Annotated in this window: 10 protein-coding genes; 7 read left to right on the forward strand and 3 right to left on the reverse strand. The window is 39.5% G+C overall.

All coding sequences use genetic code 11. The features are described 5' to 3' along the window. The first annotated feature begins 4 nt into the window (after positions 1-4). Together parC and gltS are read left to right on the forward strand one after the other, a co-directional pair. Positions 5-2,263: a DNA topoisomerase IV subunit A gene (parC, locus tag A3GE_RS0102820; RefSeq protein ID WP_018355763.1), complete on the forward strand. Its 2,259-nt coding sequence runs from the start codon at positions 5-7 to the stop codon at positions 2,261-2,263. A 33-nt stretch (positions 2,264-2,296) separates the two neighbouring features. After that, positions 2,297-3,511, forward strand: coding sequence for a sodium/glutamate symporter (gene gltS / locus A3GE_RS0102825; protein WP_018355764.1), 1,215 nt, complete (start codon positions 2,297-2,299; stop codon positions 3,509-3,511). A gap of 157 nt (positions 3,512-3,668) precedes the next feature. Here the strand turns inward: gltS and A3GE_RS0102830 are convergent, their stop codons facing one another. The 3 genes from A3GE_RS0102830 to metC all read right to left on the reverse strand — a co-directional run bounded on the left by A3GE_RS0102830 (position 3,669) and on the right by metC (position 7,022). Beyond that, a complete protein-coding gene (locus tag A3GE_RS0102830) occupies positions 3,669-4,175 on the reverse strand; it encodes a DUF2301 domain-containing membrane protein (RefSeq protein WP_018355765.1) in 507 nt (168 codons plus the stop codon). Between the two features lie 193 nt (positions 4,176-4,368). Beyond that, positions 4,369-5,724 carry a UDP-N-acetylmuramate:L-alanyl-gamma-D-glutamyl-meso-diaminopimelate ligase gene (gene mpl / locus A3GE_RS0102835; protein ID WP_018355766.1) on the reverse strand — a complete coding sequence of 452 codons (1,356 nt, stop codon included), beginning with the start codon at positions 5,722-5,724 and terminating at the stop codon, positions 4,369-4,371. A gap of 107 nt (positions 5,725-5,831) precedes the next feature. Next, complete coding sequence (metC, locus tag A3GE_RS0102840; RefSeq protein ID WP_018355767.1) at positions 5,832-7,022, reverse strand: cystathionine beta-lyase; 1,191 nt, start codon at positions 7,020-7,022, stop codon at positions 5,832-5,834. A gap of 138 nt (positions 7,023-7,160) precedes the next feature. Between metC and A3GE_RS0102845 the strand changes: the two genes are divergently transcribed. The 5 genes from A3GE_RS0102845 to A3GE_RS0102865 all read left to right on the forward strand — a co-directional run bounded on the left by A3GE_RS0102845 (position 7,161) and on the right by A3GE_RS0102865 (position 15,601). After that, the gene (locus A3GE_RS0102845; RefSeq protein WP_026215361.1) at positions 7,161-7,763 is read left to right on the forward strand and encodes a peroxiredoxin C; all 603 of its coding nucleotides are present in this window, start codon (positions 7,161-7,163) and stop codon (positions 7,761-7,763) included. 103 nt (positions 7,764-7,866) lie between these two features. Then, a complete protein-coding gene (pgsA, locus tag A3GE_RS0102850) occupies positions 7,867-8,427 on the forward strand; it encodes a CDP-diacylglycerol--glycerol-3-phosphate 3-phosphatidyltransferase (RefSeq protein WP_018355769.1) in 561 nt (186 codons plus the stop codon). A gap of 194 nt (positions 8,428-8,621) precedes the next feature. After that, entirely contained in the window at positions 8,622-11,219 is a 2,598-nt protein-coding gene (gene tssH, locus A3GE_RS0102855; RefSeq protein ID WP_018355770.1) for a type VI secretion system ATPase TssH, read from the forward strand. Positions 11,220-11,325: 106 nt separating this feature from the next. Beyond that, positions 11,326-12,702, forward strand: a complete 1,377-nt coding sequence (locus A3GE_RS0102860) for a DUF4123 domain-containing protein (RefSeq protein WP_018355771.1) — start codon at positions 11,326-11,328, stop codon at positions 12,700-12,702. A 7-nt stretch (positions 12,703-12,709) separates the two neighbouring features. Next, complete coding sequence (locus tag A3GE_RS0102865; RefSeq protein WP_018355772.1) at positions 12,710-15,601, forward strand: toxin VasX; 2,892 nt, start codon at positions 12,710-12,712, stop codon at positions 15,599-15,601. Positions 15,602-15,673 lie beyond the last annotated feature (72 nt).

Raw genomic sequence — 15,673 nt, forward strand, 5'->3', positions numbered from 1 at the left:
TTATATGAGCACAAATATCAACTATGAAGGCATTGAGCAAATGCCACTCCGCACTTTCACCGAAAGTGCCTATCTCAATTATTCAATGTACGTCATTATGGATCGTGCATTACCTTTTATCGGTGATGGTTTAAAGCCCGTTCAACGCCGTATTGTCTATGCCATGTCGGAACTTGGCTTAAACGCGACGGCAAAATACAAAAAATCCGCACGTACTGTGGGTGATGTCTTAGGTAAATTCCACCCGCACGGGGATTCCGCTTGCTATGAAGCTATGGTATTGATGGCTCAGCCCTTTTCTTACCGTTATCCGTTAGTGGACGGTCAGGGTAACTGGGGGGCACCGGATGATCCTAAATCTTTTGCGGCAATGCGCTATACGGAATCACGCCTATCTAAAATTTCTGAAATTTTACTTTCCGAACTTGGGCAAGGTACGGTGGACTATCAACCAAACTTTGACGGCACTTTAGAAGAACCACAATATTTGCCTGCACGTTTACCGCATATTTTGCTTAACGGCACCACGGGGATTGCAGTGGGGATGGCAACGGATATTCCTCCTCATAATATTAATGAAATTGCCGATGCTGCGGTTCTATTGCTTGATAACCCCAAAGCCAACCTTGATGATCTGTTAAATATTGTGCAAGGACCTGATTTCCCAACGGAAGCGGAAATTATTTCACCCAAAGCAGAAATTCGTAAAATTTACGAACAAGGTCGCGGTTCGATCAAAATGCGTGCCACATGGAAAAAAGAAGAGGGGGAAATCATTATTTCAGCCCTTCCCCACCAATCTTCTCCATCTAAAATCATTGCCCAAATCGCTGATCAAATGACGGCAAAGAAATTGCCGATGGTAGAAGATATTCGTGATGAAGCCGACCACGAAAATCCAATTCGAATTGTGATTGTCCCTCGTTCCAATCGTGTAGATACCGATGCCCTCATGGCACACTTATTTGCCACCACCGATCTTGAAAAAAGCTATCGTGTGAATATGAATATGATTGGACTTGATCATAAACCGGCAGTGAAAGGGTTATTGCAAATTCTTAATGAATGGCTGAATTTCCGCCGTACCACTGTGACACGCCGTTTACAATATCGGTTGGATAAAGTGCTTTCTCGCTTGCATATTTTAGAAGGATTAATGATTGCCTTCTTAAATATTGATGAAGTAATTGAGATCATTCGCCATGAGGACGATCCCAAAGCAGAACTGATGACACGCTTTAATTTAAGTGATGAACAAGCCGATGCTATTTTAAATTTGCGCTTGCGCCATTTAGCGAAATTGGAAGAACACCAACTCCGTGCGGAGCAAGATGAATTAGAAAAAGAGCGGTCAAATTTAGAAACGATTTTAGGCTCTGAACGTCGTCTCAATACGCTCATCAAAAAAGAGATCCAAGAAGATGCAAAAAAATACGCTAGCCCACGGATGTCACAATTAGTCGAACGTGAGGAAGCAAAAGCCATTTCAGAAAGCGAGATGACACCGGCTGAACCTGTTACTGTTATTTTATCGGAAATGGGCTGGGTACGCTGTGCAAAAGGACATGATATTGATCCAAAAGCGTTAAGTTATAAAGCCGGCGATGGTTATCGCACTCATGCTTGCGGTAAAAGCAATCAAGCCGCCGTATTCATTGATAGCACAGGACGTAGCTATGCCGTTGATCCGCTTACCTTGCCTTCTGCCCGTTCACAAGGCGAACCGCTCACAGGAAAATTAACCCTCCCGGCAGGGGCAACCGTTGAGCATGTCATTATGGAGCCGGAACAGCAGGAATTGTTGATGTCATCTGATGCGGGCTATGGCTTCATTTGTAAAGTTGAAGATTTAATTGCACGTAATAAAGCAGGAAAAGCCTTGATTTCTTTACCGGAAAATGCCAAAGTGTTGGCGCCTAAAATTCTGTCGGATTCAACCGCACTTCTCGTAGCCTTGACTTCAGTCGGCAGAATGTTAATTTTCCCGGTACAGGATTTACCGGTATTATCAAAAGGTAAAGGCAATAAAATTGTGAGTATTTCTGCGGCGAACGCAAAGGATCGCAGCGAATTATTAGTCAAATTATTGCTCATTTCAGATCAAGCCAGTCTTGAGTTCCACTCCGGCAAACGAAAAGTTACATTAAAACCGGAGGATCTGCAAAAATTCCGAGCGGAACGCGGCAGAAAAGGCTCACCACTCCCCCGTGGCTTACACAGTAATGTGGATATTGTGGTCATCGAACCTGCACATAACATATAAATTTTTCGAAACCAGATTATAGGAGGATATTTCGTGAATATTGTATTTGATACTTATCAAACACTTGCACTCGCCAGCCTTGTTTTATTATTAGGCTATTTTTTAGTAAAACGCATTAGCGTACTTAAAAACTTTAACATTCCGGAACCGGTTGTCGGCGGTTTTATTATCGCTATCGCACTATCAATTTGGTACAAAGTGGATCGTACTTCATTTACCTTTGAAAAAAGCTTACAAACCACAATGATGTTAGTTTTTTTCTCATCAATCGGTTTAAGTGCAAACTTTGCCCGTTTAATTAAAGGCGGTAAACCACTCATTATTTTCCTATTTATTGCAGCGACATTGATTTTCTTCCAAAACGTGATCGGCATTGTCGGTGCTCAGATTTTAGGGATTGATCCTGCCTATGGTTTATTAGCAGGTTCTGTCACCTTAACTGGTGGCCATGGTACCGGCGTGGCTTGGGCTGAAACCTTCATCAAAAAATTTAACTTACCGGCAGCAACAGAAATCGCCATGGCTTGTGCCACATTCGGTTTAGTATTTGGCGGTATTATCGGTGGCCCTGTGGCACGTTTCTTATTAAATCGTCAAAAACAAGGAGAAAATCCGGAAAATGATGATGTTGATGATGTCCAAGAAGCCTTTGAACATCCAACCTATCAACGTAAAGTCAATGCACGTTCGATCATTGAAACCATTGCAATGATGTCTTTCTGTTTATTGATCGGTCAATATCTGGATAGCATTACAAAAGGTACAGCGTTACAACTACCAACCTTCGTTTGGTGTTTATTTACCGGTGTTATCATTCGTAATGTGTTAGCACATATTTTCAAATTCCGTGTGGCAGATTCCGCTATTGATGTATTGGGCAGCGTAGGCTTATCCATTTTCTTAGCTATTGCCTTAATGTCATTAAAACTTTGGGAATTAGCAGGTCTTGCAACAGATGTATTAATTATCCTAGCTATCCAAGTTGCTTTTATGGCATGCTTCGCAATTTATGTAACTTATCGTGCCATGGGGAAAGATTATGATGCAATCGTACTTAGTGCGGGACACTGTGGCTTCGGTTTAGGTGCGACACCTACTGCGGTGGCAAATATGCAAGCGATTACAAGTCGTTTTGGCGCATCTCACAAAGCCTTCTTAATCGTACCAATGGTGGGAGCATTCTTTATTGATTTAATTAATGCGTCACTATTAAAAGTTTTCTTAGTTGTGGTTACTTATCTACACTAATTAAGATGTTCATTATTACGCAGCAAATACACAAAACGAAAAATGTAGGGACACACAAAGTGTATCCCTACAAATAAATCCTAATCAAGTTTGTGTAACTACTGCATAATACCGAAAATGTTGAAAAGAGCGGTCAAATTGACCGCTCTTTTCCATACTAGATTTGATACTTTGTTTTATCGCCAATATCAAAATGCAATGGCATTCTCAATTTCTGAACGGCAAGCAGTAACAACAATACGCCAACAATAATCGATAAAACTCGAGTCAGTATTCCGCCTTCAAATACCCAAAAAAACCAGAGTATCGCCACAAAAATAGGCTGTAAATTTAATAACGGCACACGAAAACAAAAATATTCTTTAAAACAAAGCCCACCCAATGTGACCAATGCTCCGCCTAATGCAAGTTCATGCCAACCTAAAATAGAGCAAACTAAGCCAATCCAAGTGGCAAATTGAAATGTTAAACGAAAATGTTTGAGATAAATATGCAAAGATGAAGCACAACAAGTCGCTGCGATTAAAATCGCAATTTCTGCCTCATTTGGAAACCAAGTCAAGAGTAAAACACTAAAAGCAGCGATAATAAATCCGGTCCGATAAATCATCACTGTGATGTTATCCCAACTGTCCATTGGGGATTGAATATGCGGGTCAGCCATTTTTTCTCCTTTTTAATCAATAAAACTGAATTATGCCGTAGTCTCACAAACTTTATTTTTGTTCTATTAGTAAGGACAGTATCCCTACATTTCATTGAAACTCCTACTTTGTGCATTTGCTACATAATATCGCAATAAAACAAAAGTGCGGTCAGAAAATACATCATTTTATAACCGCACTTCAATCACAAAGTTATCTCAATTTATCTAAAATCTTTTGATGAATTCCCCCAAAACTCCCATTTGACATCACTAAAATATGATCCTTAGGTTGTGCTTCTGCCACGATCATATCCACTAATTTATCAAGATTTGCTGTCCAATATGCCGGTTGTACGCATTGTGTTGCAATTTCAGCCACTTCCCAAGGGATATTATCCGGCTGCAACATAAAGACCACATCAGCTCTCCCTAATGCAGGTGCGATTTCATCTTTATGTACCCCCATTTTCATCGTATTTGAGCGAGGCTCCAACACGGCAAGAATCCGAACGCCACCACCGACTTTATCACGCAATGCCGTCAAAGTAGCCAAAATCGCTTCGGGATGATGGGCAAAATCATCATAAACCGTAATACCGTTCACTTCACCTTTTACTTCCAAACGGCGTTTTGCATTAATAAAAGAACCTAAGGCTGTACAGGCGTTTTCAACGGGTACGCCAACGTGGTAAGCAGCTGCTATTGCCATTAAGGCATTATTCATATTATGTACACCGACAACATTCCATTTCACTTCGGCAACTTTCTCGCCATGATGGAACACGGCAAAATGGGACGCATCCGTTGTGATACGTTCTGCAAACCATTCCTTATCTTCCCCGATAAATTGTTGCTCAGACCAACATCCCATGGCTAAGGTATCTTTTACGCTTTGTTCATTGGCAAAAGAAAGAATACGCCCGCTTGCCGAAATAGTACGAATCATATGATGGAACTGACGTTGAATTGCTTTCAGATCATCAAAAATATCCGCATGATCAAAACTGATATTATTGATAATTAACGTTTTAGGATTGTAATGAACAAACTTAGAACGTTTATCAAAAAACGCCGTATCATATTCATCCGCCTCAATCACAAAGAAATTGCTTTCTCCTAAACGGGCAGAAGTCCCAAAATTACCGGCAATTCCGCCAATTAAAAAACCGGGTTTCAAGCCGTTTTGTTCTAAGATCCAAGTCAGCATACCGGTTGTGGTTGTTTTACCATGTGTACCGGAAACCGCTAAAACCCAACGATTTCTCAATAAATTATCGTGTAACCATTGTGGACCGGAAGTATAGGGTAAGCTATTTTCTAACACATATTCCACGCAAGGATTGCCACGTTTTAACGCATTTCCAATAATCACCATATCCGGTGCCGGTTGAAGTTGATCGACATCATAGTTAGGAATAATATCAATGCCCTGTTCCTGTAAAAAGATGCTCATCGGCGGATAAACATTGGTATCCGAGCCGGTCACTTTATATCCCATTTGTTTAGCGATCATCGCCACGCCACCCATAAATGTGCCACAAATACCTAAAATATGAATATGCTTCATTATGCTCTCTTTTTTACATTAAAAACGGGAAATATGATAGATCAACTCAAAGAATGAGTAAACAAGGGCTTATTCTATTAAGCCCTTTGAATCATGAGAAAAGGGTATCAAGCGATTCGTTCAAATCCTGCCTTTAAATCAGCGATAAGCTCATCAACCTCTTCAAAACCGATATGAACACGAATTAATGAACCCGTTAGTTTTCGTTTAATATTCGGGCGAATTCTTGCAATTTCTTCCGGTTGATTACATAAAATTAAGGATTCAAAGCCCCCCCATGAATATGCCATAGTGAATAGTTTGAAATGATCCATAAATTGGGCGACCTGTTCATCCGTTAAACGTTGGTTTAGCTCAAAAGAAAATAATCCGCTTGCGCCGCTAAAATCCCGTAGGAAAAATTCATGCCCTGGACAACTTGGCAAAGCAGGATGATATACGGCTTTCACTTGAGTCTGCTCACTCAACCATTTCGCTACTCTAATGCTACTTTCATGGTGTTGTTTTAACCGTACTGCCAAGGTACGAATACTCCGAGCCGTAGTATAAGCCGAATCTGCATCCACCATTTGCCCCATTAAATAAGAGTGTTCACGTAATTGATCCCAAGTGCGGTCATTTGCAACGGCAGTTCCAATCATCACATCGGAATGTCCTACCAAATATTTGGTGCCGGCTTGAATAGAAATATCAATGCCGTATTCTAAGGCTTTGAACAGCACACCACCACTCCAAGTGTTATCAATCATAATCACAATTTCTGAATTTACCGCTCGGGCAGCCTTTACAATAGCCTGAATATCCGGTACTTCCATTGTGATAGAACTCGGCGATTCTAAAAAGAGAACTTTGGTATTCGGTTGAATGAGTTGAGCAATATTGTCACCGATTAAAGGATCATAATAAGTGGTATCGATCTGCATCTTTTTCAAAATAATATTGCAGAAATCTTGTGTAGGCTCATAGGCAGCACCACTCATCAAAATATGATCACCACTTTTCACAAAAGACAAAATAGCATTTGTCACTGCAGCCGCACCACAAGGATAAAGATAACAGCCTGCTCCGCCTTCCATTTCACACATTAAATCTTGCAGTGCAAAATGCGTGAGCGTACCGCGGCGACCATAAAACAATTCACCTTTATAACGATTTTTGGTGCAGTGTTTTTTATCCGTTATCGTGTCAAAAACAAGCGAGGATGCCCGTTGAATCACCGGGTTCACAGCTCCTTGGGTAAAACGTTTATTGCGTCCGCCATGAACCAATATCGTTGATAATGAATGATTTTTTGCCATAAATTTCACCTTACTTAGCCAATATTAATTAATGAAAATAAAAACAACTGTAAAAGTGCGGTCAAATCTTCTAGAATGTGGAACTCACTTTTGCATCAGCAAAATTTTTATTAACTTTTATTAAGAGGGATAATGACTATGGTATTAGTAACTCGCCAAGCACCAGATTTTACTTCATCTGCGGTTTTAGGCAATGGTGAAATTGTTGATAATTTTAACTTCAAAAAACATATTGAAGGAAAAGCAGCGGTAATTTTCTTCTACCCATTAGATTTCACTTTCGTGTGTCCTTCCGAATTAATTGCATTCGATCACCGTTATGAAGAATTCAAAAAACGTGGTGTTGAAGTTGTAGGTGTATCAATTGACTCCCAATTTACCCACAACGCATGGCGCAACACACCGACTGAAAATGGCGGTATCGGTCCGGTAAAATATGCATTAGCGGCAGACGTCAAACATGAGATCGCCCAAGCATATGGTATTGAACATCCAACCGAAGGTGTAGCATTACGCGCTTCATTCTTAATTGACAAAAACGGGGTTGTTCGCCACCAAATCGTTAATGACCTTCCTTTAGGTCGTAATATTGACGAAATGTTACGGATGGTTGATGCCTTACAATTCCACGAAGAACATGGCGATGTTTGTCCTGCACAATGGGAAAAAGGTAAAGAAGGCATGAAAGACAGCCCTGAAGGTGTGGCTAAATATTTAAAACAAAATGCCGACAAATTGTAATCTTTACTAAGCCTTTATAATAAAGCCACATTATGTGGCTTTTTTTATATTTCGAGATCCTTTAGAATAGCTCTATCTGTGACCAAAGTGCGGTTAATTTTCTATGAGATTTAATATTCCTATTTTCCTGACGATTTTTCGTGTCATTCTGATCCCCTTTTTTGTGATCACGTTTTATTTACCAATTGAATCCGCTCCATTTATTACGACTCTTATTTTCTTTATTGCGGGAGTTACTGACTGGCTCGATGGCTATCTCGCACGTAAATGGAAACAAACCAGCCGTTTTGGTGCATTTTTAGATCCTGTGGCAGATAAAGTGATGGTGGTAGCGGCACTTGTTCTCATAGTGGAACATCAACACTCATTTTGGATCACAATCCCGGCAATTATTATGATTTCCCGCGAAATTATCATTTCTGCCTTGCGTGAATGGATGGCAGGATTAGGCGAGCGTAACAAAGTGGCGGTTTCTTGGCTAGGCAAAGTCAAAACAACTTCTCAAATGCTTGCGCTAGGTGGTTTATTATGGCGTTACAATATTTATATGGAAATTTTAGCAATCATTTTACTTTATGTAGCCGTTATTTTAACGGTTTGGTCAATGGTTCAATATTTAGATGCAGCAAAAGAAAATGTATTGGATGAATTGGAAAATAAATAATACCATTTGAGTCGGCTTGGGTTGCCATGGTTATTATCCTCAGTTTCAAACAATAAAACGCAACCTGTATAATGTAAAACACTTTATTTTGCACATTTCCAAATAATTAAAATAGTTGTGGTCAAATTACATGTAAAAAAATAGAATACTTGGGTTCTAATATATCTAATTGCTTCATTAAAGGATCACGCATCATGATAAAAATTAACTTATCCGCTACCTTAGCTGCATTGAATGATGTTTCAAAATTAATGTTGGAAGAATCCGCAGCCTATGCTATCAGTTGTGGAGAATCTGAAATTCTGCCAGCCCATTTACTGCTTAAATCGTTAGATAATCCCTTCTCTGATATTCGTTTTATTCTCAACAAGCTCAATATATCCCATGAAGAATTGACCGAACTTTTATTGCACAGAAACCAAAACTCAAATACCAATATCGACTCTATTCCCAGTTTTTCCCCACTTTTAGTTGAAATGTTGCAAGAAGCCTGGTTGCTCGGTTCTCTTGAGTTTGAACAATCCAAAATTAGAAGTGCCACTATTTTTCTTGCATTAACACTAAACGCCTCTCGCTATTTACCGACCTCAGTCGCAAGTTTCTTAAACCAAATCAATAAAGAAACCTTGCGACAATCTTTGCTTGAATTGGCAAAAGGATCAGCAGAATCTCAGGTATTACAAGAAAATACTGCGACAAATAAACATATTCATACCGATATTTCCGATTTATCCCGTTTCGCTGAAAACTTAACAGAGAAAGCGGCAAATGGGGAAACCGATCCTGTTTTAGCCCGTGATCAAGAAATTGATTTAATGATCGATATTCTTTCTCGCCGCAGAAAAAATAATCCCATTATTGTGGGCGATGCCGGTGTGGGAAAAAGTGCATTGATTGAAGGATTAGCATTACGTATTGTCAATAAACAAGTCCCCCCTCATTTACAACATGTTGAATTATGGAGTCTCGATCTTGCCGCGTTACAATCCGGCGCCTCCATTAAAGGGGAATTTGAGAAACGTTTAAAATCCGTAATTGATTTTGTAAAAAACAGCACAACGCCAATTGTCCTTTTTATTGATGAAGCACATACACTCATCGGTGCCGGCGGCAATGAAGGCGGAAATGATGCCGCAAATCTATTAAAACCGGCACTTGCTCGTGGCGAACTTCGTACGATTGCCGCAACTACATGGTCGGAATATAAAAAATATGTTGAACGAGATCCGGCTCTTTCCCGTCGTTTTCAATTAGTGAAGGTTGATGAACCTTCCATTGAGGAAAGCATTGTCATTTTGCGTGGTTTGAAGCCACTCTATGAAAAAGCCCATGGTGTTTATATCACGGGTGAAGCACTTGAAACAGTCACGAAACTTTCAGCTCGTTATATTGCGGCTAAAAAATTACCGGACAAAGCCATCGATATTTTAGATACCGCCTGCGCCCGTGTTTCCACAGCAAAAGATACGCCGCCTAAACGCCTGAGCTATTTGGACAATAAAATTCATGAAATTAACGTTGCTATCGCCGAATTTGAGCGTGATGATCAACTAGGCGAGACCGTGGATAGTCATGTAAAAAGCAAACTAGAAAACCAACTTTCGGAACTAACGGAAGAAAAAATTACGCTTTCTACACAATTTGAAACACAAAAAGCGCTAGTTGAAGAAATTCTATCATTACGCGAAAAACTCTCTGATTCTGAAACAGAATATACGGAAGAGGAACGTCAAGAATGGACTACACAGCTAAAAGCCAAAAAAGCTCAATATGAAGCAATAAAACCTGAGGAGTGTTTAATTCACGCTGAGGTGGGAAGTAAACAGATTACCGCTGTCATTGCCGATTTAACAGGTATTCCTGTCAATAGCATGACAGGGGATGAACTCACTAAATTAACGGAGCTTCCTGAAATTCTTAATGACAACATTAAAGGCCAATCGCAAGCCATTGAACAAATTCACAAAAATCTACTTACCGCTATGGCGGATTTACGCCGTGCAGGTACGCCTCTCGGAGCCTTATTACTGGTAGGTCCAAGTGGTGTAGGGAAAACCGAGACAGCTATTCAAATTGCTGAACATATTTTTGGAGGAAAACAATTCCTCACCACGATTAATATGTCTGAATATCAAGAAAAACATACTGTATCACGCTTAATCGGCTCACCTCCGGGTTATGTGGGGTATGGAGAGGGAGGTTTGCTTACCGAGGCCATTCGCCAAAAACCTTACTCCATCGTACTATTAGATGAAGTGGAAAAGGCCCATCCGGACGTACTCAACTTATTCTATCAAGCCTTTGATAAAGGCGAACTTGCCGATGGTGAAGGTCGTTTGATTGATTGTAAAAATATTCTCTTTATGCTCACTTCAAACTGTGGCTTCGATGCCGCTAACGACCGTTTTGTCGTGAAAACCGATGAAGAACTTCGCCGCTCTCTCCTCGCGTTCTTCAAACCGGCATTATTGGCGCGCATGCAAATCGTTCAATACCACTATTTAAGCACTGATGTAATGCAACGCATTGTGAAAGCAAAACTGGCTAAATTAGAAAAATTAGTCTCTGAACGTTATAAAGCCGCTTTCAGTATCGCCCCTAATATTCTTGAACATATAGAACAACAATGTGAAGCCGATGCCAATGGTGCGCGATTAGTGGATGCGATTTTAGAAAGTCAGCTCTTACCGCCACTTTCTTTAGCTTTACTGCAACGTATCGCAAGCGGAGAGAAAATGACAAACATCACCCTTAATTTCGAAAAAGAGGAATATCAAGTTCATATTGAATAACCCTGATTTTTCGTGATAAAAACACCTAAAATCTTGACCGCACTTTTACTTTTATTTTAAAGTGCGGTCAGTTTCATTTTATTATTTTTAATTTTTGGGTTTTATTATGGAAAAATCACTTTGGCTTGCCACTGCTCATGTGCAACGTGCCCATCAATCCGACCAATTTGTCGCATTAGCTGCCTTTGTTCAAACAAGTGAAGAATTTGAACAACGCGCACAACAGCATTTTTCTCAACAGCCTGCTCACATTCGTTTTCAACTTGCCCCCATTCCGGCAAATATCTTTTTTCAACGTCACGGAAGAACCTGGTTACTCCACCAAGCCGCCACCCTTACCGAAGAGGAAATACGTGTAATCCCGCTAAATGATGAAGCCCCTCAAGTGCAGATTGAAGAAGACATTGAATATCTGGATTGTCATGTGATTGATAACGTAGAACCACTTGATATGCAGCTTAACCGTATTCCGGCTCTCTTCGCCCCTGAATCGATTGCACTGCTTTTATGGCCGGATTTTCCAATTCCTCCCAATCTGCTTGATTTTCAAAATCGGCACAATCCCCCGACTTTCCATTTCCCTCAACCCAAAATTGATGAGTCCGTGCAAAAACGTCATCTCGACCAATATTCCCATAATGAAAATCCTCCCCTTAGTCTAAAAACCTATTTTGTACTCGATGCCAACAAAATACAGTTCTTTCATTCGCTCAGTCTGAAAGCTAAAATGAAAAGCCTATTCCAAGGTAAATTTGGCGATGATACGGCAAAGGTTGCACCTTATCTCATTGAAGTGATTCGTGATGAAGCCCATATCCACACCGGTGAAATGATGGGATTATTTAGTTTAAAATCCGCCCTACACGAGTTTAACTGGGAAGATAATCTTGGTATTTTTATTCATTCTTATGCTGATTTTGATTCGGTTTATCAACATCTGCGTAAGTTCCCTATGCTACAAGATGAGCGTGGGAAATGGCACTTCTTCCGTTTTTATGATCCAAAAGTCCTACGGGATTACCTCAACATCATCGCTAAACGCCCGGAAAAATTGCATAAGTTTTTCGGTTATGATAACAACATTATTTATGCCTTTGGCTCAGGCTTTGGCGATAGTTTTCATTACTACACATTAAAAGCACTCCCTGAGGATACCTTGCCTGCATCTGTGGTAATGACAGATTGGGAATTGGAGGGGTTTAAAAATAAGAAATGGTTGGAAACAAGACAGGACTATTTAGATGAAATCTGGCTAAATTACAACGATAATTTCCTAGAAGAAGATAAAAATCGGCTATTGGATTATCTCGATAACGCAGTGATTCACGGATATGAAGATAAAAAAACGATCATTTTCTACGCATTAGCATTATTTTACTCAGATAAAAAACAGATAAACCTTGATGTACTGAAATCATCTTTTATCCAACAAGGGTATAATAAAGATGAAATTACCACACTTTTGTACAAAAAATTAAAGTAAAGACACAATGGCTAAACAATCTATTGATAAACAAGTTGCTAAAAATATTTCCCCTATAAAACAATGTCAGGAAAAAAATATTATTTATCCTGCTCGTTTGGCACTGACATCCGCACGATTAGCAAAAACCGCCCTTTCTGCAGAACCATTATCCCTGCCCAAAGGGTTACCTGAGCCTGAAGGCTCACCAGACTATGAGTTACGCCGTTTACGTGACGGGTATATCTATATTCTCACCCTCAATATCGGTGAGAATAATGAGGCAAGTTATACATCTGATGATTATCAGCTTTATCTTTATAAATATTCGTCTCCCGAATTCACAAAGGATAATGAAGACATCCCCTATTCTTTCCGACAGCTTTTTTATTCCAAAAGCCTCAATGAAAAGCCGACTAAAGCCCATCCACCCATGATATTTGTCGCCAAACAATACATTGAGTTACCAAAATCAGCGAGTACGATTGATATTCTTTATAGCGATATGCTGTTATCTCCCGAGCTATTATCCACATTAATGAAAGATGACAGCAGTAGAAAAATCTGGATGAGACGGGTTAATTTATCACAAGGTTCCGGCGTTACCTCTCTGGATAATCTTGAACAATACGTTAAAGACTTTTCAAATGATGCTCTCCCTATCAATAAAGATATAAGTAATTTATATCGTTTTTTCCCTATTGGAAAAACCGGCAAGCCGATTCATCTTCATTCTGAATCGGGAAAAGGATTTATCGTCCCTGTTGAGGATTCTATCGGTACGGCACGGGATTTATCCAATTACCATCACCACCTAATGCAACTGCGTCAAGATAAACTCAGAAAATACGAATACGCAATCATGACCGCAGAGCTCATTCACAGTCATGTATTAAGTGAACATTGGAAAGATAAATATCATTATGACGCATCTCTCACTAACGGTTCGGCAGCATGGTATTCAAAAAGACAAGACGATACATTGCAATCTTATTATCGCAAATTACCTATCCATGAAGGCCACTTGTCAGCCAATAGCGATCAAGAAATTTTTGATGTGATTGCGAAAGACCTAGAACTGAACCCGAATGAGATTAAAGGAATGAATGCGATTCATAAAATGGCGATGATTCCCAGCCTGTACGGTTTGCCTTTCAAAAATTTAGCAAATGTGATGGTAAAACATTTAAATAGCGATAATATTCCGCAACGCCTTGCTATGCTTCGTCATATTTTGCTCACCCAATCCTCTGAAAAATCAGCCTCCAACTGGTGTTTATTTATGCACGGTTTATTGTTTGGGCTTGATTTTACCTCTTACGGGCGTAATGCGATACTCGCTTCATTAACTACGCAAGAGGACAAATTCAATTTTCCACCGAGCGAGCAAATTGATCACAATCTCAATGGCTTATTAAAAGATCATTTTGATAATCTGGAAAAAATTCTTAGCGTATTAGAAACCCTCGCCAAAGCCAATACCTTTGATATATCGGCTTATGATTTATTTGTCGATATTATGATTGATAAAGTGTATATCAAAGACTATCGGGGGAAACGTGGAACACTTGCCTTAAGCGAACAAATTCGACGAGTTTATCAAGTGAACCCCTATACGCAAGAGATTCATTTAAAAGATAATGGCAAGCATGGCGAAAATAAAGTGAAGCCGCCTAAAAATATGAAAAAAATCAGTGAGCGATTCAAGCTGGTAAAAGATAAAAATAATTTGCCGTCAATCACACAAAATCCGATAACAACATCAATTTTCCAAGAAAGTGCCGGAACATATGCCGGTCTAACCAAGTTATTGGCTTTTGCACCGATTTTTGATTTCTTCTCCGAAGATAAAAGCAAAACCTTAGAAGGGCGTTTAGCCAATGATCCAACGCTTTCCTTAATGCTAATACTTGCACAAGAGGCGGCAAACACGGAAAGCGGGCTAGAACGATATAGTAAACAATTAACCAAACGAATTTACTCGGCCGTTGAAAATTTACCTAACAAAGAGATCATCATACTTGATCCGGCAAAAACACCGGATAAATTCGATCGATATTTCACCCGTTTTAGAGCCTCTTTAATGAGCGCGAATACCCTATTTGCTTCGATTGGTGCATTGGTTGAATACGGTAACTGGAAAGAAGCAAATTACAAAGGCGATAACTTTTCCGGCTATGGTGCAATGTTGAGAGGCATAGGCGGTTTAACTGTCGAAACCGCCTTTGGCGCATTAGGGATTTTAGCCGGAAAACAGACCGCACTTATCAGTCGCTTAACCTTACTTGCCCGTTTAAATATCTATATTGGGCTTGCTATGATTTTTGTGGGCATCATTTTCTCCTCCTTGAAAAAAGAAGATATTGAGCTTTGGATTGAGAATGGATACTGGGGGGATAGTGAATTTTATTGGGGTAATGCTGTTGGAGAATTTAAATGGGAAAAGCAAAGAGCCTCTATGGATAACTTCAAGAAATTTATTTTTGATGTTAGTTTATTTAACAATCAAAGTGAACACTATAATATATTGAAATATTATCACATAGAAATGCAACGCTATTTCCAATTTAAAGAAGAAATCATTCTATCAAAAGAGACATCAAAGAGCATTCTTGTTGGGCATCCTGCAATTATGAACAATGAATTGGCACAATCAATAAAAGTTGAAAAATTACAAATTAACGGCTATTGGGAGTATGAAAAACAACCTCATCAAATTGAATATATTGAACCGGGTAAAGCCCTGCTTCACTTTAAAACACCATGGGAAAATCTTTATTTACTCAACACAGAAGATCCAATGTATTTAACAATGGATGAAAAACAGGTTCATACCATCAAAATAAAAGTATCCATGTCTGACTATCAGGGATCGGAATCCCGTTTTTCATCATCCTTTCAAGAAATTAATATGAGATAAAGAATATGCAAAAACAAGATTACAAAGAGCTAGGCTTTTCCATAAGAAAATGCGGAAAAGATGAAATTGAGA

The organism is Rodentibacter pneumotropicus DSM 21403 (assembly GCF_000379905.1).
GTDB lineage: Bacteria > Pseudomonadota > Gammaproteobacteria > Enterobacterales > Pasteurellaceae > Rodentibacter > Rodentibacter pneumotropicus.